The 22,990-nt window shown below is 71.3% G+C and carries 20 protein-coding genes; 17 read left to right on the plus strand and 3 right to left on the minus strand.

The window, feature by feature from the left end; genetic code table 11:
• Positions 1-153: 153 nt before the first annotated feature.
• Positions 154-2,697, plus strand: a complete 2,544-nt coding sequence (gene relA, locus DMH12_RS08445) for a GTP pyrophosphokinase (RefSeq protein WP_125490927.1) — start codon at positions 154-156, stop codon at positions 2,695-2,697.
• Between the two features lie 81 nt (positions 2,698-2,778).
• Here relA and DMH12_RS08450 read toward each other — a convergent pair whose 3' ends face one another.
• Positions 2,779-4,008, minus strand: a complete 1,230-nt coding sequence (locus tag DMH12_RS08450; protein WP_125490928.1) for a DUF349 domain-containing protein — start codon at positions 4,006-4,008, stop codon at positions 2,779-2,781.
• Positions 4,009-4,143: 135 nt separating this feature from the next.
• Positions 4,144-4,968: a peptidylprolyl isomerase gene (locus DMH12_RS08455; protein WP_125490929.1), complete on the minus strand. Its 825-nt coding sequence runs from the start codon at positions 4,966-4,968 to the stop codon at positions 4,144-4,146.
• A 183-nt stretch (positions 4,969-5,151) separates the two neighbouring features.
• Here DMH12_RS08455 and DMH12_RS08460 point away from each other — a divergent pair, with 183 nt between their 5' ends.
• The 5 genes from DMH12_RS08460 to rpsD all read left to right on the plus strand — a co-directional run bounded on the left by DMH12_RS08460 (position 5,152) and on the right by rpsD (position 10,311).
• Entirely contained in the window at positions 5,152-5,859 is a 708-nt protein-coding gene (locus DMH12_RS08460; RefSeq protein WP_125490930.1) for an MBL fold metallo-hydrolase, read from the plus strand.
• A 13-nt stretch (positions 5,860-5,872) separates the two neighbouring features.
• The gene (gene hisS, locus DMH12_RS08465; RefSeq protein WP_125490931.1) at positions 5,873-7,135 is read left to right on the plus strand and encodes a histidine--tRNA ligase; all 1,263 of its coding nucleotides are present in this window, start codon (positions 5,873-5,875) and stop codon (positions 7,133-7,135) included.
• 203 nt (positions 7,136-7,338) lie between these two features.
• Positions 7,339-8,001 (plus strand): vitamin K epoxide reductase family protein, encoded by a 663-nt coding sequence (locus tag DMH12_RS08470; RefSeq protein WP_125490932.1) that lies wholly within the window; start codon positions 7,339-7,341, stop codon positions 7,999-8,001.
• 44 nt (positions 8,002-8,045) lie between these two features.
• Positions 8,046-9,401 (plus strand): replication-associated recombination protein A, encoded by a 1,356-nt coding sequence (locus tag DMH12_RS08475; RefSeq protein ID WP_125490933.1) that lies wholly within the window; start codon positions 8,046-8,048, stop codon positions 9,399-9,401.
• A gap of 295 nt (positions 9,402-9,696) precedes the next feature.
• Positions 9,697-10,311, plus strand: a complete 615-nt coding sequence (gene rpsD, locus DMH12_RS08480; RefSeq protein WP_007447552.1) for a 30S ribosomal protein S4 — start codon at positions 9,697-9,699, stop codon at positions 10,309-10,311.
• Between the two features lie 33 nt (positions 10,312-10,344).
• Here the strand turns inward: rpsD and DMH12_RS08485 are convergent, their stop codons facing one another.
• Complete coding sequence (locus tag DMH12_RS08485) at positions 10,345-12,522, minus strand: regulator (protein ID WP_185832206.1); 2,178 nt, start codon at positions 12,520-12,522, stop codon at positions 10,345-10,347.
• Between the two features lie 164 nt (positions 12,523-12,686).
• On the opposite strand from DMH12_RS08485, the gene DMH12_RS08490 reads away from it, so the two are divergent.
• From DMH12_RS08490 to DMH12_RS39700, 11 genes are all read left to right on the plus strand, one after another.
• The gene (locus tag DMH12_RS08490; RefSeq protein WP_125490934.1) at positions 12,687-13,136 is read left to right on the plus strand and encodes a DUF948 domain-containing protein; all 450 of its coding nucleotides are present in this window, start codon (positions 12,687-12,689) and stop codon (positions 13,134-13,136) included.
• A gap of 7 nt (positions 13,137-13,143) precedes the next feature.
• Positions 13,144-13,488, plus strand: a complete 345-nt coding sequence (locus tag DMH12_RS08495) for a hypothetical protein (RefSeq protein WP_125490935.1) — start codon at positions 13,144-13,146, stop codon at positions 13,486-13,488.
• Entirely contained in the window at positions 13,488-16,160 is a 2,673-nt protein-coding gene (gene alaS / locus DMH12_RS08500) for an alanine--tRNA ligase (RefSeq protein ID WP_125490936.1), read from the plus strand. Before DMH12_RS08495 ends, alaS begins: the two co-directional genes overlap by 1 nt.
• Before the next feature lie 47 nt (positions 16,161-16,207).
• Complete coding sequence (gene ruvX, locus DMH12_RS08505; protein ID WP_221763114.1) at positions 16,208-16,672, plus strand: Holliday junction resolvase RuvX; 465 nt, start codon at positions 16,208-16,210, stop codon at positions 16,670-16,672.
• A gap of 128 nt (positions 16,673-16,800) precedes the next feature.
• Complete coding sequence (gene mltG / locus DMH12_RS08515; protein WP_125490938.1) at positions 16,801-18,516, plus strand: endolytic transglycosylase MltG; 1,716 nt, start codon at positions 16,801-16,803, stop codon at positions 18,514-18,516.
• Positions 18,497-19,336, plus strand: coding sequence for a shikimate dehydrogenase (locus DMH12_RS08520; protein ID WP_125490939.1), 840 nt, complete (start codon positions 18,497-18,499; stop codon positions 19,334-19,336). The genes mltG and DMH12_RS08520 overlap by 20 nt, the downstream gene beginning before the upstream one ends.
• A 48-nt stretch (positions 19,337-19,384) precedes the next feature.
• Positions 19,385-19,708, plus strand: coding sequence for a hypothetical protein (locus tag DMH12_RS08525; RefSeq protein WP_125490940.1), 324 nt, complete (start codon positions 19,385-19,387; stop codon positions 19,706-19,708).
• A 160-nt stretch (positions 19,709-19,868) separates the two neighbouring features.
• On the plus strand, positions 19,869-21,053 hold the full coding sequence (gene aroC / locus DMH12_RS08530; protein ID WP_122617187.1) for a chorismate synthase: 1,185 nt from the start codon (positions 19,869-19,871) through the stop codon (positions 21,051-21,053).
• Positions 21,050-21,568, plus strand: coding sequence for a shikimate kinase (locus DMH12_RS08535; RefSeq protein ID WP_125490941.1), 519 nt, complete (start codon positions 21,050-21,052; stop codon positions 21,566-21,568). Before aroC ends, DMH12_RS08535 begins: the two co-directional genes overlap by 4 nt.
• Positions 21,565-22,656, plus strand: coding sequence for a 3-dehydroquinate synthase (aroB, locus tag DMH12_RS08540; RefSeq protein ID WP_125490942.1), 1,092 nt, complete (start codon positions 21,565-21,567; stop codon positions 22,654-22,656). The genes DMH12_RS08535 and aroB overlap by 4 nt, the downstream gene beginning before the upstream one ends.
• Positions 22,657-22,819: 163 nt before the next feature.
• Positions 22,820-22,990 (plus strand): Pro-rich N-terminal domain-containing protein (locus tag DMH12_RS39700; RefSeq protein WP_260474142.1); only part of this gene is annotated, 171 nt, incomplete at its 3' end.

Here is a 22,990-nt window from a genome sequence, read left to right on the forward strand (position 1 = left end):
GAGGCGGGCCCGGAGGAATCCGGCGCCCGCCTCAGGCGTTTCCCGAGTTGACGGCCCTCACATCGGCCTGAAGGCGATCCCCGGGGGCAGGATCGCTACCATGGGATCTCCGGAGCCTGACCGGGGGACCCGGATCGCGCACGAGGAGTCCTCTTGCCAGACGAGGCCCAGCCACTGACCGCCGCAAAGCCCGAGTCCGCCTCGGCGTCCGCGGCGAAGCCCGCGCCCAGCGCGCCCCAGGCGAAGAACGACACGCGTGGGCCGATCAGGCACGCCTCGTCCGGGCCGGTCGACAAGCCCGCCGAGCAGCAGCCGCATCCCAAGCCGCTGCCGCCCGAGCGTCCGCAGAACGCGCCGGTGGTCCGCGCCCCCGCGGGCCAGCCCGCCCGCTCCGGCTCCTCCAACCGCGTCCGCGCCCGCCTGGCCCGGCTCGGTGTGCAGCGGGCCAACCCGTACAACCCGGTCCTGGAGCCCCTGCTGCGGATAGTGCGCGGCAACGACCCCAAGATCGAGACGGCCACCCTGCGCCAGATCGAGCGCGCCTACCAGGTCGCCGAACGCTGGCACCGGGGGCAGAAGCGCAAGAGCGGCGACCCGTACATCACGCACCCGCTCGCCGTCACCACCATCCTCGCCGAGCTGGGCATGGACCCGGCCACGCTGATGGCCGGGCTGCTGCACGACACCGTCGAGGACACCGAGTACGGCCTGGAGGACCTGCGCCGCGATTTCGGCGACGTGGTCACCCTGCTCGTCGACGGCGTCACCAAGCTGGACAAGGTCAAGTTCGGCGAGGCCGCGCAGGCCGAGACCGTGCGCAAGATGGTCGTCGCCATGGCCAAGGACCCGCGCGTCCTGGTCATCAAGCTCGCCGACCGCCTGCACAACATGCGCACCATGCGCTACCTCAAGCGCGAGAAGCAGGAGAAGAAGGCGCGCGAGACCCTGGAGATCTACGCGCCGCTCGCCCACCGGCTGGGCATGAACACCATCAAGTGGGAGCTCGAGGACCTCGCCTTCGCGATCCTCTACCCCAAGATGTACGACGAAATCGTCCGCCTGGTCGCCGAGCGCGCCCCCAAGCGCGACGAGTACCTCGCCGTCGTCACCGACGAGGTCCAGCAGGACCTGCGCGCGGCCCGCATCAAGGCGACCGTCACCGGCCGCCCCAAGCACTACTACAGCGTCTACCAGAAGATGATCGTCCGCGGCCGTGACTTCGCGGAGATCTACGACCTGGTGGGCATCCGCGTCCTGGTGGACACCGTCCGCGACTGCTACGCGGCGCTGGGCACGGTCCACGCCCGCTGGAACCCGGTTCCGGGGCGGTTCAAGGACTACATCGCGATGCCCAAGTTCAACATGTACCAGTCGCTGCACACGACGGTCATCGGACCCGGCGGCAAGCCCGTCGAGCTGCAGATCCGCACCTTCGACATGCACCGCCGCGCGGAGTACGGCATCGCCGCGCACTGGAAGTACAAGCAGGAGGCCGTCGCGGGCGCCTCCAAGGTGCGCAGCGACGCGCCCAAGTCGTCCGGCAAGGGCAAGGACGACCACCTCAACGACATGGCGTGGCTGCGCCAGCTGCTCGACTGGCAGAAGGAGACCGAGGACCCGGGCGAGTTCCTGGAGTCCCTGCGCTTCGACCTCTCCCGCAACGAGGTCTTCGTCTTCACCCCCAAGGGCGACGTCATAGCGCTCCCGGCGAGCGCCACCCCCGTCGACTTCGCCTACGCCGTCCACACCGAGGTCGGCCACCGCACCATAGGGGCACGGGTCAACGGCCGGCTCGTCCCGCTGGAGTCCACCCTGGACAACGGCGACCTGGTGGAGGTCTTCACCTCCAAGGCGGCCGGCGCGGGGCCCTCCCGGGACTGGCTCGGCTTCGTGAAGTCGCCGCGCGCCCGCAACAAGATCCGCGCCTGGTTCTCCAAGGAGCGCCGCGACGAGGCGATCGAGCAGGGCAAGGACGCCATCGTCCGCGCCATGCGCAAGCAGAACCTGCCGATTCAGCGCATCCTGACCGGCGACTCCCTGGTCACCCTCGCCCACGAGATGCGCTACTCGGACATCTCCGCGCTGTACGCGGCGATCGGCGAGGGCCACGTCTCCGCGCAGAACATCGTGCAGAAGCTCGTCCAGGCGCTCGGGGGCGAGGAAGCCGCGACCGAGGAGATCGACGAGTCGATCCCGCCGGCCCACGGTCGCGGCCGCAAACGCCGGACCAGCGCCGACCCGGGCGTCGTCGTCAAGGGCGTCGAGGACGTGTGGGTCAAGCTGGCCCGCTGCTGTACGCCCGTACCCGGCGACCCCATCATCGGCTTCGTCACCCGGGGCAGCGGCGTCTCGGTGCACCGCAGCGACTGTGTGAACGTGGACTCGCTCTCCCGGGAGCCCGAGCGCATCCTCGAGGTCGAGTGGGCGCCCACCCAGTCCTCCGTCTTCCTGGTCGCCATCCAGGTGGAGGCCCTGGACCGCTCCCGGCTGCTGTCGGACGTCACCCGCGTGCTGTCCGACCAGCACGTCAACATCCTCTCCGCGGCCGTCCAGACCTCCCGCGACCGGGTGGCCACCTCCCGCTTCACCTTCGAGATGGGCGACCCCAAGCACCTCGGGCACGTCCTGAAGGCCGTACGCGGCGTGGAGGGCGTCTACGACGTGTACAGGGTGACGTCGGCGCGCAGGCCGTCCTAGCGGGCCGCACGGGCCCGTACGACACAGACGAGAGGGGCTCCCGTACGCACCGTACGGGAGCCCCTCTCGTCTGCGCGGGTGTCAGCCGCCGAACTCGTGCAGGCCCTTCAGCGCCTGGTCCAGCAGCGCCTGCCGGCCCTCCAGCTCGCGTTCCAGCTTGTCGGCCTTGGCGTTGTTGCCCTGGGCACGCGCCTGGTCGATCTGGGAGCGCAGCTTGTCGACGGCGGCCTGCAGCTGTCCGGTCAGCCCCTCGGCACGCGCGCGTGCCTCCGGGTTGGTCCGGCGCCACTCGGTCTCCTCGGCGTCCTGGAGCGCCCGCTCGACCGCGTGCATCCGCCCCTCGACCTTCGGGCGGGCGTCGCGCGGCACGTGGCCGATGGCCTCCCAGCGCTCGTTGACCGACCGGAACGCGGCCCGGGCCGACTTCAGGTCCTTGACCGGGACGAGCTTCTCGGCCTCCTCGACCAGCTCCTCCTTGAGCTTCAGGTTCTCCGCCTGCTCGGCGTCCCGCTCGGCGAAGACCGAGCCGCGGGCGGCGAAGAACACGTCCTGGGCGCCGCGGAAGCGGTTCCACAGGTCGTCCTCGTGCTCGCGCTGCGCACGGCCGGCGGCCTTCCACTCGGACATGAGGTCGCGGTAGCGCGCGGCCGTCGGCCCCCAGTCCGTGGAGTTCGACAGCGCCTCGGCCTCGGAGACCAGCCGTTCCTTGGTCTGCCGGGCCTCCTCGCGCTGCGCGTCGAGCTGCGCGAAGTGCTGCTTGCGGCGCTTGGAGAACGCCGAGCGCGCGTGCGAGAAGCGGTGCCACAGCTCGTCGTCGGACTTGCGGTCCAGGCGCGGCAGGCCCTTCCAGGTGTCCACCAGGGCGCGCAGCCGTTCACCGGCCACCCGCCACTGGTCGGAGCGCGCCAGCTCCTCCGCCTCGGCGACCAGCGCCTCCTTGGCGCCGCGCGCCTCGTCGGACTGCTTGGCCCGCTGGGCCTTGCGCTCCTCGCGCCGTGTCTCCACGAGGCCGACGAGCTTGTCCAGCCGGGCCCGCAGCGCGTCCAGGTCGCCGACCGCGTGGTGCGCGTCCACCTGCTCGCGCAGGTGGTCGACGGCGGTCTGGGCGTCCTTCGCCGACAGGTCGGTGGTCTTCACCCGCTTTTCGAGGAGGCCGATCTCGACAACCAGGCCTTCGTACTTGCGTTCGAAATAGGCCAGCGCCTCCTCGGGGGAGCCCGCCTGCCAGGATCCGACGACCTGCTCGCCGTCGGCCGTACGCACGTACACGGTGCCCGTCTCGTCGACGCGGCCCCACGGGTCGCTGCTCACAGCGCCTCCTCCACATGATGCCGACGGAGGGATTCGCTTCCCCCGGGCATCGTCCACAGTTTCGTCACGGCCAAGATAGGCGACCGGCGGGTGGCCTGTCCGCATCCCGCGCGACCGAACTTTCGCTGATGAGGGTCAGGATTTCGAGACGGTGGCCTTGTCGATCACGACCGTCGCGTTGGGCGCCCCGTCACCCGCGCCGGTGCTCTCGCCGGCCGCCGCGATCTTCTTGAGCACGGTCATGCCGTCCTCGGAGATCGTGCCGAACGGCGTGTAGCTGGGCGGCAGCGGACTGTCCTGGTACACGAGGAAGAACTGGCTGCCGCCGGAGTTCGGCTGCCCGGTGTTCGCCATCGCGATCGTGCCCGCCGGATACGTGTTCTTCTTCAGGCTCTCGTCCTTCAGGTTCTCGTCCGGGATGTTGTAGCCCGGGCCACCGTTGCCCTGACCGGTCGGGTCGCCGCACTGGAGCACGAAGATCCCGTTGGTGGTGAGCCGGTGGCACGGTGTGTGGTCGAAGAACCCCTTTTCCGCGAGGAAGTTGAACGAGTTGACGGTGTGCGGCGCCGCCGACGTCTTCAGGTCGATCCCTATGTCACCGCAGGTCGTCGACAGCTTCATCGCGTACTTCGCCGACTTGTCGATGGTCATCGCAGGTTCCTTCTTCCAGGTCTGCGTCTTGACCTTGCCCTCGGCGGGCTTGTCGCACGGGTCCTCGGCCTTCTTGCTCGCCGAAGGGCTCGGCGTGACCTCCGCGTTGGCGTTCGTCTTGTCGTCGTCGTCCTTGAGGACCACTCCGGTCGTGTACAGCGCGACGCTGCCGATCACAATCACGCCGAGCACCGACGCGATCGCCGCGTTGCGGGTGCGCGCCTTGCGCCGCGCGGAGGTACGTCGCTGCTGCTGCCGCAAGAACTTCTCCCGGGCGAGCTGACGCCGCCGCTGCTCCTGGCTGACCACCGGTTTCTCTCCTCATGCGTCTTCGTGTGCCGACCGGTACGCGTGGGTGCGATGAGCCGACCGTGGGCGTGTAGCCCCGTACCGTATATGGGTTCGCTGGGGAAACGGCACCGCCGGTAGGCTCTGACCATGGGCGCGGCCCGTTCGCAAGCCCACCCGTACCGACACAAACGAAGGACGATCGTGCTCATTGCCGGGTTCCCCGCCGGGGCCTGGGGGACGAACTGTTATGTCGTCGCCCCCGCCGCCGGTGAGGAGTGCGTGATCATCGACCCGGGCCATCAGGCGGCCCCCGGAGTCGAGGAAGCGATCAGGAAGCATCGGCTCAAGCCCGTGGCCGTCGTCCTCACCCACGGCCACATCGACCACGTCGCCTCGGTCGTCCCGGTGTGCGGCGCGCACGACGTGCCCGCCTGGATCCACCCCGAGGACCGGTACATGATGAGCGACCCCGAGAAGGGCATCGGCCGCACCATCGGCATGCCGCTCATGGGCGAGCTGACGGTCGGGGAGCCGGACGACGTCAAGGAGCTGACCGACGGCGCCAAGCTGGAACTGGCGGGCCTGGAACTGACCGTCGCGCACGCGCCGGGCCATACGAAGGGGTCGGTGACCTTCGGCCTGCCCGAGTCGGCGGACATCCCGCCGGTCATGTTCTCGGGAGACCTGCTGTTCGCCGGCTCCATCGGACGCACCGACTTCCCCGGTGGCTCCATGGACGACATGCTCGAGTCACTGGCCCGCGTGGTCCTGCCGCTCGACGACGCCACCGTGGTGCTGCCCGGCCACAAGGAATACACGACCATCGGCCAGGAGCGCGCCACCAACCCGTATCTGCGGCAGGTGGCGGCCGGCCACAGCGCGCCCGGCGCGCCCCGACGAGGAATGTGACGAGAGACCTCCCGTGAGCACCTTCAAGGCCCCCAAGGGCACGTACGACCTGCTGCCCCCCGACTCCGCGAAGTTCCTCGCGGTCCGCGAGGCGATCGCGGCCCCGCTGCGCAACTCCGGCTACGGCTACATCGAGACGCCCGGGTTCGAGAACGTCGAGCTGTTCGCGCGCGGTGTCGGCGAGTCCACCGACATCGTGACCAAGGAGATGTACGTCTTCGAGACCAAGGGCGGCGACCGGCTCGCCCTGCGCCCGGAGACGACCGCCCCCGTGCTGCGCGCGGTCCTGGAGGCCAACCTGCACAAGGCGGGCAACCTCCCGGTCAAGGTCTGGTACTCGGGCTCGCAGTACCGCTACGAGCGCCCCCAGAAGGGCCGTTACCGCCACTTCTCCCAGGTCGGCGCCGAGGCGATCGGTGCCGAGGACCCGGCACTGGATGCCGAGCTGATCATCCTGGCCGACCAGTCGTACCGCGCGCTGGGCCTGCGGAACTTCCGCATCCTGCTCAACAGCCTGGGCGACCAGGAGTGCCGCCCCGTCTACCGGGCCGCGCTCCAGGACTTCCTGCGCGGCCTCGACCTGGACGAGGACACCCTGCGCCGGGCCGAGATCAACCCGCTGCGCGTGCTGGACGACAAGCGCCCGGACGTGCAGAAGCAGCTCACCGACGCCCCCCTGCTGCGCGACTACCTGTGCGACGCCTGCAAGGCGTACCACGAGGAGGTGCGCGACCTGATCACGGCGGCGGGCGTCGTCTTCGAGGACGACCCGAAGCTGGTGCGCGGCCTGGACTACTACACGCGCACCACGTTCGAGTTCGTCCACGACGGCCTCGGCTCCCAGTCCGCGGTGGGCGGCGGCGGACGGTACGACGGACTCTCCGAGATGATCGGCGGCCCGTCCCTGCCGTCCGTGGGCTGGGCCCTCGGTGTCGACCGCACCGTCCTCGCCCTGGAGGCGGAGGGCATCGAACTGGACATTCCGTCCGCCACCTCCGTCTACGCGGTGCCGCTCGGCGAGGAGGCCCGCCGGATCCTCTTCGCCAAGGTCACCGAGCTGCGCAAGAACGGCGTGGCCGCCGACTTCTCCTACGGCGGCAAGGGCCTCAAGGCCGCGATGAAGGCGGCCAACCGCTCGGGCGCCCGCTACGCCCTGGTCCTCGGCGAGCGCGACCTGGCCGACGGCGTCGTCCAGCTCAAGGACATGGAGTCCGGCGAGCAGACCGCGATCGGCGTCAACGAGATCGTGGCCGAGCTGGAGTCCAGGCTCGGCTAGCGCGCCGGTACGTCCCGGTCCCCTCCAGGGGCGCGCGTGTTCGTCCACGCGTGCCCCAGGCGAACGGGTGTTGGCCGGAACGGGCCGCTCCGGGGTGATCGCCGGACCGCTCATATGTTCATCGAACGGTGCCCCTACAGGGTGGTGCGGCACAATGGCCCTGCCCGAAGCAGGTCCGACTCACCAGTGACGGAATCGGCGTGATGAGCAAGACGACAGTGAAGGACGTCTCCACCGTGGCGGAGCCCGCGCCGGAACCCGCATCCGGAACACCGCGCACCGAGGGCGGCAGCCGCGCCTTCGCGCTGCTGCTGGTGATCACCGGCGCGGCCGGACTGCTCGCCGCGTGGGTCATCACGCTCGACAAGTTCAAGCTGCTCGAGGCCAAGGTCGCCGGGACGACCTTCACCCCCGGGTGCAGCCTCAACCCCGTCGTCTCCTGCGGCAGCGTCATGGAGAGCGACCAGGCGGCCGTCTTCGGGTTCCCCAACCCGATGCTGGGCCTGGTGACCTACGGCATCGTCGTCGCCGTCGGCATGAGCCTGCTCGCCCGCGCCCGCTTCCCGCGCTGGTACTGGCTCACCTTCAACGCCGGCACGCTCTTCGGCGTGGGCTTCTGCACCTGGCTGCAGTTCCAGTCCCTGTACCGGATCAACGCGCTGTGCCTGTGGTGCTGCCTCGCCTGGGTCGCCACGATCGTGATGTTCTGGTACGTGACGTCCTTCAACGTCCGCAAGGGCTTCCTGCCCGCGCCGAGCTGGCTGCGCGGCTTCTTCGGCGAGTTCACCTGGGTCCTCCCGGTGCTGCACGTCGGCATCATCGGCATGATGATCCTGACGCGCTGGTGGGACTTCTGGACCAGCTGACCTGCCCCGGCGCGTTGTCAGTGCCGTGATTTAGGGTTCAGAGCGTGGAGCCCGACCTGTTCACCGCCGCAGCAGAAGAACGCCAGGAGAAGGACCCGACCGGCAGCCCCCTCGCCGTGCGGATGCGCCCGCGCACCCTCGACGAGGTCGTCGGCCAGCAGCACCTGCTCAAGCCCGGATCCCCCTTGCGCCGCCTGGTCGGCGAGGGCGGCTCCGGCCCCGCCGGTCCCTCCTCCGTCATCCTGTGGGGCCCGCCGGGCACCGGCAAGACCACCCTGGCGTACGTCGTCTCCAAGGCCACCAACAAGCGCTTCGTGGAGCTGTCCGCGATCACCGCGGGCGTCAAGGAGGTCCGCGCGGTCATCGACGGCGCCCGCCGCGCGGTCGGCGGGTACGGCAAGGAGACCGTCCTCTTCCTCGACGAGATCCACCGCTTCAGCAAGGCCCAGCAGGACTCCCTGCTCCCGGCCGTCGAGAACCGCTGGGTCACCCTGATCGCCGCCACCACCGAGAACCCGTACTTCTCGGTGATCTCCCCGCTGCTCTCCCGCTCCCTGCTGCTCACCCTGGAGCCCCTCACCGACGACGACGTGCGGGGCCTGATCCGCCGCGCCCTGACCGACGAGCGCGGCCTGGGGGAGGCGGTGGGGCTGCCCGAGGACACCGAGGAGCACCTCCTGCGCATCGCGGGCGGCGACGCCCGCCGGGCCCTGACCGCCCTGGAGGCCGCCGCCGGGGCCGCGCTCGACAAGGGCGAGTCCGAGGTCTCCCTGACCACCCTGGAGGAGACGGTCGACCGGGCCGCGGTGAAGTACGACCGCGACGGCGACCAGCACTACGACGTCGCCAGCGCCCTGATCAAGTCCATCCGCGGCTCCGACGTGGACGCCGCGCTGCACTACCTGGCCCGGATGATCGAGGCCGGCGAGGACCCCCGCTTCATCGCCCGGCGCCTGATGATCTCCGCCAGCGAGGACATCGGCCTGGCCGACCCGAACGCACTGCCGGTCGCCGTCGCCGCCGCTCAGGCCGTCGCCATGATCGGCTTCCCGGAGGCCGCCCTCACCCTGAGCCACGCCACCATCGCCCTGGCCCTCGCCCCCAAGTCCAACGCCGCGACCACCGCCATCGGCGCCGCCCTGGACGACGTACGCAAGGGGCACGCCGGACCCGTCCCCGCCCACCTGCGGGACAGCCACTACAAGGGCGCGGGCAAGCTCGGCCACGGGCAGGGGTACGTGTATCCGCACGACCTGCCGGAGGGCATCGCCGCCCAGCAGTACGCCCCGGACGAGCTGAAGGACCGGACCTACTACGAGCCCACCCGGCACGGCGCCGAGGCCCGCTACGCGGACGCCGTGGAGTGGACCCGCGGGCACCTCGGTCGCAAGCGGTCCTGAGCAGCCTGTAGAATCACCCGAAGCGCTGAGTCCCGTGCCGTCAGAACGGGACAACCAGCCGGAACCCTTCTGGGTTCCAGGAGCGTCGCGCACCGTCGATAGGTGTCGCGGGCAGCCCACCACCACCCGGAGTCCCGGGACCGGCCGGTGGGCCACTCGCGTGCTGCACGTATGTGCCCAGACCAGGGAGCGGCTGCCCGGCAGGTCCCGCGAGGGACCGGACGGGTTTCCCCGGCTGCGGATTGCGACCTCCCTCAACCCTGACAAGCCGGAAACCAGGAAAGAGACACAGACAGTGGCGAACCAGTCCCGCCCCAAGGTCAAGAAGTCGCGTGCGCTCGGCATCGCGCTGACCCCGAAGGCCGTCAAGTACTTCGAGGCCCGCCCCTACCCGCCGGGTGAGCACGGCCGCGGCCGCAAGCAGAACTCGGACTACAAGGTCCGTCTGCTGGAGAAGCAGCGTCTGCGCGCGCAGTACGACCTCAGCGAGCGCCAGCTCGTCCGCGCCTACGAGCGTGCCTCCAAGACCAACATGAAGACCGGCGAGGCCCTGGTCATCGAGCTCGAGCGCCGTCTCGACGCGCTGGTCCTGCGTTCGGGCATCGCCCGCACGATCTACCAGGCCCGCCAGATGGTCGTCCACGGCCACATCCAGGTCAACGGCCAGAAGGTCGACAAGCCGTCCTTCCGCGTCCGCCCGGACGACGTCGTGCAGGTGCGCGACCGCTCCAAGGAGAAGACGCTCTTCACCATCGCCCGCGAGGGTGGCTTCGCCCCCGACGGCGAGACCCCGCGCTACCTCCAGGTGAACCTCAAGGCCCTGGCGTTCCGCCTGGACCGCGAGCCGAACCGCAAGGAGATCCCGGTGATCTGCGACGAGCAGCTCGTCGTCGAGTACTACGCCCGCTGATCCCAGCCCCGGCGCAGTACCACCAGCGGTACCTCAGCCCGCCGTCTCCCCACCCCTGCGGGTGGGCGGGGCGGCGGGCTTCGCCGTCCGCGCGGCCCGCCGCCCCGTCCCGCGCGGCGCCGGCAGCGAGGCCCGCACCCCGGGCCTGCGCAGCGCCCGCGACACCGCCTCCGGGCGGCCGAGCAGCGCCCCGTGCCCCACGCACTCCTCGTACCGCTCGTCGCCCAACTGCTCCCGGGCGGCCGCCTCGCACAGCTCGTGCGGCGCGTTGTAGTGCGCCGAGCCGAACAACCGCAGTCCCACCGAAGGCCACATCCGGCCCGCGGCGCCCTGGAGCACCGCGGCCTCCGCCGGGTCGCCCTCCGCCACCGTGACCAGCGCCAGCAGCTCCACCGCCAGCACCGAGCCCAGCTGGTCCCGGAAGCCATGGGCGCCGCTCAGGCAGTCCGCCAGCAGCTCACGGGCGCGCACCGGGTCGCCCTCGCTCCAGGCCGCGTACGCCAGCACGTACAGGGCGTAGTTGCGGGCCCAGCGCTCGCCGTGGTCCTCGCACACCCGGCGTACGTCCTCGCACAGGCGCACCGCGTCGGGCAGATCGCCCTGGAACGCCCGGGTCATCGCCAGCTCCACCTGGCCCATCAGCACGTTGCTGTTGAGTTCGCCGATCTCCTGGTAGCGCTCCAGCGCCGAGCGCAACAGCCGCTCCGCGCGCGGCATGTCGTCCGTCACCAGCGCCAGACAGCCGGTGCGGTGCTCCGCGTACGCCACCGCCGTGGGGTTCGCCGACCGCTCCGCCTCCTCGCGGCACTCCTGGAGCGCCGCCAGCGCGGGGACCGTGTCGCCCTGGAGGATCGCCACGTAGGCGAGCACCCACAGCGCCTTCAGCCGGGACTGCTCGCCCGCCGTGGGCTCCGCGTCCAGCCGCACCGCCTGCTCCAGCCAGCGCCGGCCCTCCGACAGCCGCCCGCAGCCCACCCAGTGGAACCACAGGGCGCCGGCCAGATACTGGCCCAGGTGCGCCGCGTCCGGCTCGGTCAGGCAGTGCTCCAGGGCGCTGCGCAGATTCGGCAGCTCCGCGTCCACCCGCGCGGCGACCTCGCCCTGGCGCGGCGAGAACCACTCCAGCTCGCACCAGGTCGCCAGGCCCACGTACCAGTCCCGGTGCCGCCGCCGCAGCCGGGCCGCGTCGCCCATCGCCTCCAGCCAGTCGGCGCCGTACGCGCGGACCGTGTCGAGCATCCGGTAGCGCACCCCCGCCGGGGTCTCCTCGCGGGCCAGCACGGACTGCGCGAGCAGCGCCGAGAGCACGTCGAGGACGTCCCCGGCCGGCAGCCCGTCGCCGCTGCACACGTACTCGGCGGCCTCCAGGTCGAACGGCCCGGTGAACACCGACAGCCGCGCCCACAGCAGGCGCTCCTGGGGCGTGCACAGCTCATGGCTCCAGCCGATCGCCGTGCGCAGCGTCCGATGCCGGGGGAGCGCGCTGCGGTCGCCGCCGGTCAGCAGCCGGAAGCGGTCGTCCAGCCGTTGCAGCACCTGCCGCGGCGACAGCGCGCCGAGCCGCCCCGCCGCCAGCTCGATCGCCAGCGGGATCCCGTCCAGGCGCCGGCACAGCTCGCGCATCTCGCCCCGGTCCCCGTGGTCACCGCCCTCCGGCCGGCGCGGCACGTTCCGCTGCCTGGCCCGGACCGTCAGCAGCTCCAGCGCCTCCTCGGGGCCCAGCGGCGCCAGCGGAACCAGCAGCTCCCCGGCCACGCCCAGCGGCCGGCGCCCCACCGCCAGCACCCGCAGCCCCGGGGCGCGGCCCAGCAGGTCGGTCACCAGCGCGGCACAGGCGTCGACCAGGTGCTCGACCCCGTCCAGGAGCAGCAGCAGGTCCCGCTCGGCGAGGTAGGTGAACAGGGTCTCGCGCGGCAGCCGGGTCGTGTGGTCCGTCAGGCCCAGCGCCTCCACGACCGCGTAGTCGACGAACTCCGCGTCCCGCACCGGTGCCAGCTCCACCCGCCACACCCCGTCCCGGGGTGCGCGCCCGGCGCCCGCCCGCGCGGCGAGCCGTGACTTGCCGACACCGCCGGCGCCGGTGACGGTCACCAGCCGCCCGGCGTCCAGCGCCCGGCCCAGCTGCGCCAGCTCCCTCCCTCTCCCCACGAAACTGTCGAGTTCCAGCGGGAGGTTGCCGTGCGGGACGCCGTCGCGCCGATGGTCTCGCATAAGACACGGAGCGTACTGAACCGTATTCACTCCGTACAATCGCTTCACGCAACTCGACCGGATCGCGCCGCGCGCGAACGGAATCGGGTACGGAGCGCCGCGCGCGGCGCGATAGGCTCGGTGCACGACTTTCCCGATGTTCAGGCACGTCTTCAAGGGAGCGGGTGCACACAGTGTCCGGTGGCGAGGTGGCCGGGATCCTGGTGGCGGTCTTCTGGGCGATCCTGGTCTCCTTCCTCGCCGTCGCGCTGGCGAGGCTGGCCCAGACGCTCAGGGCGACCACCAAGCTGGTGGCGGACGTGACCGACCAGGCCGTCCCGCTGCTGTCCGACGCCTCGTCGGCGGTGCGCTCCGCGCAGACCCAGATCGACCGGGTCGACGCGATCGCCTCCGACGTCCAGGAGGTCACGTCGAACGCCTCCGCGCTGTCCACCACCGTGGCCTCCACCTTCGGCGGCCCGCTGGTCAAGGTCGCGGCGTTCGGATACGGCGTGCGCCGGGCACTCGGCGGTCGCAAGGACGACCTGCCCGCCGGGCCGGCCAGGGAACGGCGTACCGTGATCGTGGGCCGTACGATTCCGGCCGCGCGGCGGACGAAGCGGAAGAAGGACTGATCCAGCGATGTTCCGCCGTACCTTCTGGTTCGGCACCGGCATGGCCGCCGGTGTCTGGGCCACCACCAAGGTCAACCGGAAGCTCAAGCAGCTGACCCCCGACAGCCTCGCCGCGACCGCGGCCAACAAGGCGCTCGACGCGGGCACCCGGCTCAAGGACCGCGCGGTCGGCTTCGCCCTCGACGTCCGCGACAACATGGCCCAGCGGGAGGCCGAACTGGACGACGCGCTCGGGCTGAACGCCCCCGTCGACCGCGAACTCCCCGCACCCCGGCGCCGCAACGCCATCGAGAACAACCCGACGTACGTCGACAGGACGACGTACTCGTACAACCGGAATGAGGACCACTGATGGAGTCGGCCGAGATTCGTCGCCGCTGGTTGAGCTTCTTCGAGGAGCGCGGTCACACCGTCGTCCCTTCGGCGTCGCTCATCGCGGACGACCCGACTCTGCTGCTGGTCCCGGCCGGCATGGTGCCGTTCAAGCCCTACTTCCTGGGTGAGGTCAAGCCGCCCTTCGACCGCGCCACGAGCGTGCAGAAGTGCGTGCGCACGCCCGACATCGAAGAGGTCGGCAAGACCACGCGCCACGGCACGTTCTTCCAGATGTGCGGCAACTTCTCCTTCGGCGACTACTTCAAGGAAGGCGCCATCAAGTACGCCTGGGAGCTGCTCACCAGCCCCCAGGACAAGGGCGGTTACGGCCTCGACCCCGAGCGCCTGTGGATCACCGTCTACAAGGACGACGACGAGGCCGAGCGCATCTGGCACGACGTCGTGGGCGTGCCCGCCGAGCGCATCCAGCGCCTCGGCAAGAAGGACAACTACTGGTCCATGGGCGTCCCCGGCCCCTGCGGCCCCTGCTCCGAGATCAACTACGACCGCGGCCCCGAGTTCGGCGTCGAGGGCGGCCCCGCCGTCAACGACGAGCGGTACGTGGAGATCTGGAACCTCGTCTTCATGCAGTACGAGCGGGGCGAGGGGATCGGCAAGGAGGAGTTCGAGATCCTCGGCGAGCTGCCGAGCAAGAACATCGACACGGGCCTCGGCCTGGAGCGCCTCGCCATGATTCTGCAGGGCGTGCAGAACATGTACGAGATCGACACCTCCATGGCGGTCATCAACAAGGCCACCGAACTGACCGGCGTGGCCTACGGTGACGCCCACGCCTCGGACGTCTCGCTGCGCGTGGTCACCGACCACATGCGCACCTCCGTGATGCTCATCGGCGACGGCGTCACCCCCGGCAACGAGGGCCGCGGCTACGTGCTGCGCCGCATCATGCGCCGTGCCATCCGCAACATGCGGCTGCTCGGCGCCACCGGCCCGGTCGTCAAGGACCTGATCGACGTCGTGATCGGCATGATGGGGCAGCAGTACCCCGAGCTGATCACCGACCGGGAGCGGATCGAGAAGGTCGCGCTCGCCGAGGAGAACGCCTTCCTCAAGACGCTGAAGGCCGGCACCAACATCCTCGACACCGCCGTCAGCGACACCAAGGCCGGCGGCGGCACGGTACTCGCCGGCGACAAGGCCTTCCTGCTCCACGACACCTGGGGCTTCCCGATCGACCTCACCCTGGAGATGGCCGCCGAGCAGGGCCTCTCCGTGGACGAGGACGGCTTCCGCCGCCTGATGAAGGAGCAGCGGGAGCGCGCCAAGGCCGACGCCCAGGCCAAGAAGACCGGGCACGCCGGCGCCGGCGCCTACCGCGCGATCGCCGACCAGGCCGGTGCCACCGACTTCGTCGGCTACAGCCACACCGAGAGCGAGTCCACGATCGTCGGCATCCTCGTCGACGGCGCCTCCTCCCCGGCCGCCACCGAGGGCGACGAGGTCGAGATCGTGCTGGACCGCACCCCGTTCTACGCCGAGGGCGGCGGCCAGATCGGCGACACCGGCCGGATCCGCGTCGACACCGGCGCCGTGATCGAGGTCCGGGACTGCCAGAAGCCGGTCCCGGGCGTGTACGTCCACAAGGGCGTCGTCCAGGTCGGCGAGGTCACCGTCGGTGCCAAGGCCCACGCCTCCATCGACGACCGGCGCCGCCACGCGATCGCCCGCGCCCACTCGGCCACCCACCTCACGCACCAGGCCCTGCGCGACGCCCTCGGCCCGACGGCCGCCCAGGCCGGTTCCGAGAACCAGCCCGGCCGCTTCCGCTTCGACTTCGGCTCGCCCTCCGCCGTGCCGACGGCCGTGATGACCGACGTCGAGCAGAAGATCAACGAGGTGCTGGCGCGCGATCTCGACGTGCAGGCCGAGGTCATGGGCATCGACGAGGCCAAGAAGCAGGGCGCCATCGCCGAGTTCGGCGAGAAGTACGGCGAGCGGGTGCGGGTCGTCACCATCGGCGACTTCTCCAAGGAGCTGTGCGGCGGCACCCACGTGCACAACACCGCCCAGCTCGGCCTGGTCAAGCTGCTCGGCGAGTCGTCCATCGGCTCGGGGGTGCGCCGCATCGAGGCCCTGGTCGGCGTGGACGCCTACAACTTCCTCGCCCGTGAGCACACGGTCGTCGCCCAGCTCCAGGAGCTGATCAAGGGCCGTCCGGAGGAACTGCCGGAGAAGGTCTCCGCGATGCTCGGCAAGCTCAAGGACGCCGAGAAGGAGATCGAGAAGTTCCGCGCGGAGAAGGTCCTCCAGGCCGCCGCCGGGCTCGCCGAGTCCGCCAAGGACGTGCGCGGCGTGGCCCTGGTGACCGGGCAGGTCCCGGACGGCACCACCGCCGACGACCTGCGCAAGCTGGTCCTCGACGTGCGCGGCCGCATCCAGGGCGGCCGGGCCGCGGTCGTGGCCCTGTTCACGACGGTCAACGGCAAGCCGCTGACGGTCATCGCCACCAACGACGCCGCCCGCGAGCGCGGCCTCAAGGCGGGCGACCTGGTGCGCACCGCCGCCAAGACCCTCGGCGGCGGCGGTGGCGGCAAGCCGGACGTCGCCCAGGGCGGCGGCCAGAACCCGGCCGCCATCGGCGACGCCGTGGACGCCGTGGAGCGCCTCGTGGCGGACACCGCCAAGTGAGCGGTCCGGAGCACCCTCAGGCGGGGGAACAGGCGGAGGGCCCGGCGATGCGCCGCGGCCGCCGCCTGGCCGTCGACGTCGGGGACGCCCGGATCGGGGTCGCCTCCTGCGACCCCGACGGGATCCTCGCCACACCGGTGGAGACCGTCCCCGGACGCGACGTGCCCGCCGCGCACCGCAGACTCAGGCTGCTGGTGGAGGAGTACGAGCCCATCGAGGTCGTCGTCGGGCTCCCGCGCTCCCTCAAGGGGGGCGAGGGCCCGGCCGCGGCCAAGGTGCGGCGCTTCGCACAGGAGCTGGCCCGGGGCATCGTGCCGGTGCCGGTCAGGCTCGTCGACGAGCGCATGACCACGGTGACCGCCACCCAGGGGCTGCGCGCCTCGGGCGTGAAGTCCAAGAAGGGCCGCTCCGTCATCGACCAGGCCGCCGCTGTGATCATCCTCCAGCAGGCGCTGGAATCCGAACGGGTGTCAGGCAGGCCACCCGGCGAGGGCGTCGAAGTGGTCATCTGATCGCGATACGGTAACGTTCCGCGCGATGCGGAGGCATTCGAACAGCCACCGCACAGCAAGAGGCGGAACGGAAGCAGGCCCTCCTTCACGGGCCCCGCCCCCCGTCCCCTCGCGGCTCTAGGGGATCGATGACTGACTATGGCCGGGGCCCAGGCTCCGAACCGTGGCATCCGGAGGACCCGTTGTACGGGGACGGCGGATGGGGAGGACAGCAGGCCCACGCGGGCGGGCAGTCCCCCTACGGCGGCCAGCCACAGTATCCGGAGCAGCAGCACGCCCAGCAGCAGTACGGCGACTGGGGCGACGGCGGCCAGTCCGCGTACGGCAACCAGCCCCAGTACGACGAGTACGGGCGGCAGCACCCCGAGTCGCAGTACGACCAGTACGACCAGCAGCAGTACCAGCAGCAGTACGGCCAGCAGTACGCCCCCCAGGCGCACCCCCAGCAGGGGTACGACAACGGCAACTGGGACACCGGCGCGCATCCCCACGCGCAGTACCCGGGCGACCCGTCGGACCCCTACGGCCGGCAGCCCGCCGGCTACCCGGCCGAACAGCCCGACTTCTACGGCACGCCGGAGGCGTACCCGCCGCCGGAGCCGCCCGGCCGCCGGCGCACCGAGCCCGAGCCGCAGCGCACCGACTGGGACCCCGGACCCGACGAGGGCGAACACGCGTTCTTCGCTGGCCGGGACGCCGACGGCGACGACGACCCGGCGGACGACGGCCGCGACGACCGCAGGGGCCGTGGCGGCAAGCCGAAGAAACGTCGCAGCGGATGTGCCTGCCTGGTGGTCTGCCTGGTGCTGGGCGGCGGTGTGGCGGGCGTCGGGTATTTCGGCTACCAGTTCTACCAGGACCGTTTCGGCGCCGCCCCGAACTTCGCGGGCGACGGCAACGGCGAGGAAGTCACCGTCACCATCCCCAAGGGCGCCGGCGGCTCCACCATCGGTCAGGAGCTGAAACGGCAGGGCGTGGTGAAGAGCGTCGACGCCTTCATCGCCGCCCAGCAGAGCAATCCTCGCGGCAAGAGCATCCAGGACGGCGTGTACACGCTGCAGAAGGAGATGTCCGCAGAGAGCGCGGTCGAACTCCTGCTCAGCCCCGGCAGCCGCAGCAACCTGATCATCGCCGAGGGCAGGCGCAACGTCGACGTCTACAAGCTGATCGACAAGCGCCTCGGAGTGAAGGAAGGCACCACCGCCAAGGTCGCCAAGACCGAGTCGGACAGCCTGGGTCTGCCCGACTGGGCGCTGAACCACAAGAACGTCAAGGACCCCCTGGAGGGCTTCCTCTACCCGTCCAGCTACTCGGCGGGCAAGGGCCAGAAGCCCGAGGACGTGCTGAAGCAGATGGTGTCCCGGGCCAACGAGCAGTACCAGCGGATCGGCCTGGAGGAGAAGGCGGAGGGCCTGGGCCTCGAGGGCCCGTGGGAGCTGCTCACGGTCGCGAGCCTCTTGCAGGCGGAGGGCAAGACCCACGACGACTTCCGCAAGATGTCCGAGGTCATCTACAACCGGCTCAAGCCCACCAACACCGAGACGAACCAGAAGCTCCAGTTCGACTCGTCCTTCAACTACCTCAAGGGCCAGAGCAACATCAACATCAGCGAGTCCGAGATCAACAGCAACACGGACCCGTACAACACCTACACCAACAAGGGCCTGCCGCCCGGACCCATCGGCAACCCCGGCGAAGAGGCCCTGCAGGCCGCCCTGAACCCCACGAACGACGGCTGGATCTACTTCGTGGCCACGGACGGCGTGGCCAAGACCGAGTTCGCCAAGACGCACGACGAGTTCTTGAAGCTGAAGGAAAAATTCGATGCCAGCTCCGGCAACTGACCGTCGCCGGGCCGCCGTTCTCGGCTCCCCGATCGCCCACTCGCTTTCGCCGGTACTGCACCGCGCCGCCTACGCGGAGCTGGGGCTGGCGGACTGGACGTACGAGAGCTTCGACGTCGACGAGGCGGCGCTGCCCGGCTTCCTCGCGGAGCTGGGGCCCGAGTGGGCGGGGCTGTCGCTGACGATGCCGCTCAAGCGGGCGGTGATCCCGCTGCTCGACGGCATCAGCGAGACGGCGGCCTCCGTGGACGCGGTCAACACCGTCGTCCTCACCGGCGACGGCCGCAGGACAGGCGACAACACCGACATCCCCGGCATGGTCGCCGCCCTGCGCGAGCACGGCATCGAGAAGGTCGAGACCGCGGCGGTCCTGGGGGCCGGCGCCACCGCGTCCTCCGCGCTCGCCGCACTGGCCCGGATCTGCACCGGCGAGATCACCGTCTACGTCCGCAGCGCGGCCCGCGCCGCCGAGATGCGCGGCTGGGCGGAACGCCTCGACGTCGGTGTGCGCGTCGCGGACTGGGCGGACGCCGAGGAGGCGCTGCGCGCCCCGCTGGTCGTGGCCACCACCCCGGCCGGCACCACCGACGCCCTCGCCGCGGCGGTCCCGGAGATGCCGGCCACCCTCTTCGACGTGCTCTACCACCCCTGGCCCACCGCCCTGGCCGCCCGCTGGTCGCTGTCCGGCGGCGCCGTCGTCAGCGGCCTCGACCTGCTCGTCCACCAGGCGGTCCTCCAGGTGGAGCGGATGACCGGCCGCGCCCCCGCCCCCCTCGCCGCCATGCGAAAAGCGGGAGAACGCGCGCTCGCGGACCGTTAGGATCCGTCCGGTTCCGCAGGGGGCGGAACGGGAGGGGAAGAACGAACCATGGACACCGGTGTGCCGCTGGCCTCCGTCAAGACCCAGATCTTCGACGCCGTACTGGGCTTCCTGCCCGACTGGGTGCAGATCACGGTGCTCGCGCTGATCGTGCTCGCCGTCGTCGCGAGCTGGGTGGTCAAGCTCAAGCGCAGGATCGACCGGCGCCGCGCGCCGAGCCCCGGGCACCCCGTCACCGCGCCGGAACCGTACGCCCAGGGCAGCGGCGCCGACCATCTGGGGCCGTACGCCCCGCCGCAGCGGCGGGAGAGCGGCGCCGACTTCCTCGGCTCCTACGCCCCGGCGCGGGGGCAGGGGGACGGCCCCGCCTGACCGGACCCCGTCCGGTCCATGGACCGGCGGGCGGTCCGGACCGCCGGACGTGGGAGGATCGAAGGTGGCGGACCGGGGCCGCGCACCCGGTCGAGCCGTCGCCGTACGCGGAGAAGGCGCGTACGCAGGCATACCGGGGCGCGAGCACTGAGGAGCACCGTTGAGCAGGTTGCGCTGGCTGACCGCGGGGGAGTCCCACGGTCCCGCACTCGTCGCGACGCTGGAGGGACTGCCCGCGGGCGTGCCGATCACCACGGACATGGTCGCGGACCATCTGGCGAGGCGCCGGCTCGGCTATGGACGCGGTGCCCGGATGAAGTTCGAGCGCGACGAGGTCACCTTCCTCGGCGGCGTCCGGCACGGCCTGACGATGGGTTCCCCGGTCGCCGTGATGGTGGGCAACACCGAGTGGCCCAAGTGGGAGCAGGTCATGGCGGCCGACCCGGTCGACCCGGAGGTGCTGGCCGGCCTGGCGCGCAACGCCCCGCTGACCCGGCCCCGCCCCGGCCACGCCGACCTCGCGGGCATGCAGAAGTACGGCTTCGACGAGGCCCGCCCGATCCTGGAGCGTGCCTCCGCGCGGGAGACGGCCGCCCGCGTGGCGCTCGGCGCCGTGGCCCGGTCGTACCTCAAGGAGACGACCGGCGTCGAGATCGTCAGCCACGTCGTCGAGCTGGCCGCGGCCAAGGCACCCCACGGCGTGTACCCGACGCCGGCCGACGTCGAGAAGCTGGACGCCGACCCGGTGCGCTGCCTGGACGCGGACGCCTCGAAGGCGATGGTCGCCGAGATCGACCAGGCCCACAAGGACGGCGACACCCTCGGCGGCGTGGTCGAGATCCTCGCCTACGGCGTGCCGGTGGGCCTCGGCTCCCACGTCCACTGGGACCGCAAGCTCGACGCCCGGCTCGCGGGCGCGCTCATGGGCATCCAGGCGATCAAGGGCGTCGAGATCGGCGACGGCTTCGAGCTGGCCCGCGTGCCCGGTTCCCAGGCCCACGACGAGATCGTGAACACGCCCGAGGGCCTCCGCCGCGTCTCCGGCCGCTCCGGCGGCACCGAGGGCGGCCTCACCACCGGTGAGCTGCTGCGGGTGCGCGCCGCGATGAAGCCGATCGCGACCGTGCCGCGCGCCCTGAAGACCGTGGACGTGACCACCGGCGAGGCCACGCAGGCGCACCACCAGCGCTCCGACGTGTCCGCCGTGCCGGCCGCCGGAATCGTCGCCGAGGCCATGGTGGCCCTCGTGCTCGCGGACGCCGTCGCGGAGAAGTTCGGCGGCGACTCGGTCGCCGAGACGCGCCGCAACGTGACCTCGTACCTCGACGCCCTGGCCATCCGATGACCGGGGCCCCGCTGGTCGTCCTCGTCGGTCCGATGGGCGTGGGCAAGTCAACCGTCGGACAGCTGCTGGCCGAGCGGCTCGGCGTGGGCTACCGGGACACCGACGAGGACATCGTCTCCGCCCAGGGGCGCAGCATCGCCGAGATCTTCGTGGACGAGGGCGAGCCCGTCTTCCGGGAGCTGGAGAAGAACGCCGTGCGTACGGCGCTCACCGGGCACGACGGCGTGCTCGCCCTCGGCGGCGGCGCGATCCTGGACGCGGACACGCGTGCCCTGCTCGCCGGGCAGCGGGTCGTCTACCTCTCCATGGCCGTTGACGAGGCCGTCAAACGGACCGGCCTGAACGCCGCGCGTCCACTGCTGGCGGTCAACCCGCGCAAGCAGTGGCGCGAACTGATGGAGGCCCGCCGGCACCTGTACGAGGAGGCGGCCACAGTGGTCGTGGCCACCGACGGTCGCACCCCCGAGGAAGTCACCCAAGCCGCGCTGGACGCACTGGAGTTGAAGGAAGTATGAGCGAGGCAGTCACCCGGATCCGGATCGACGGCACCGCCGGGTCCGACCCCTACGAGGTCCTGGTGGGCCGTCAGCTCCTCGGCGAGCTGGGCGGCCTGATCGGCGACCGCGCCAAGCGGGTCGCGGTGATCCACCCCGAGGCGCTCGCGGAGACCGGTGACGCCCTGCGCGCCGACCTCGCCGAGCAGGGCTACGAGGCGATCGCCATCCAGGTGCCCAACGCCGAGGAGGCCAAGACCGCGGAGGTCGCCGCCTACTGCTGGAAGGCGCTCGGCCAGTCCGGGTTCACCCGCACCGACGTCATCATCGGTGTCGGCGGGGGCGCCAGCACCGACCTCGCCGGGTTCGTGGCCGCGACCTGGCTGCGCGGAGTGCGCTGGATCGCCGTCCCCACCACCGTGCTGGCCATGGTGGACGCGGCCGTCGGCGGCAAGACCGGCATCAACACCGCCGAGGGCAAGAACCTCGTCGGCTCCTTCCACCCGCCGGCCGGCGTCCTGTGCGACCTGGCCGCCCTGGACTCGCTGCCGGTCAACGACTACGTCTCCGGGCTGGCCGAGGTCATCAAGGCCGGCTTCATCGCCGACCCGGTGATCCTGGACCTGATCGAGTCCGACCCGCAGGCCGCGCGCACCCCGGCCGGACCGCACACCGCCGAGCTGATCGTGCGGTCCATCAAGGTCAAGGCCGAGGTCGTCTCCTCCGACCTGAAGGAGGCCGGCCTCCGGGAGATCCTCAACTACGGTCACACCCTCGGTCACGCCATCGAGAAGAACGAGCGCTACAAGTGGCGGCACGGCGCCGCCGTCGCGGTCGGTATGCACTTCGCCGCCGAACTGGGGCGCCTCGCGGGCCGCCTGGACGACGCCACCGCCGACCGGCACCGCACCATCCTCGAAGCGGTCGGCCTGCCGCTGCACTACCGCCACGACCAGTGGCCCAAGCTCGTCGAGAACATGAAGGTCGACAAGAAGTCGCGCGGCGACCTGCTCCGCTTCATCGTCCTGGACGGACTCGCCAAGCCCACCGTGCTGGAGGGCCCCGACCCGGCCGTCCTGCTCGCCGCCTACGGCGAGGTGGGCGAGTAGTACCCCGGTGCACCATCCGTCCGATTCGCCTCCCGTGACGGGCACTTAGTGCCGCCCCCGGCCGTTCACCAAAGGACGGCCGGGGGCGGTACCGTTCGGTAGCACGCGGGGCCCCCGTCCCGCTGTCAGCGCTCATCACCTGTACGAGACGGAGTGGCACCGGATGCAGCACCCCGTGGGTTCGCCGCTGCCGCCGCCCCACCAGCCGGGGCACGGACCGGGTGCCGACTGGTCCCCGGCCGCACACCACCCGGGTCCGCACCAGGGGCCCGCCCCCGTGCCGCCGCCTCAGGCGCCGGAGTACCCGATGCGGGCCCCTGGTGCGGACCCGGGT

Source organism: Streptomyces sp. WAC 04229 (assembly GCF_003947455.1).
In the GTDB taxonomy this organism is placed as follows: domain Bacteria; phylum Actinomycetota; class Actinomycetes; order Streptomycetales; family Streptomycetaceae; genus Streptomyces.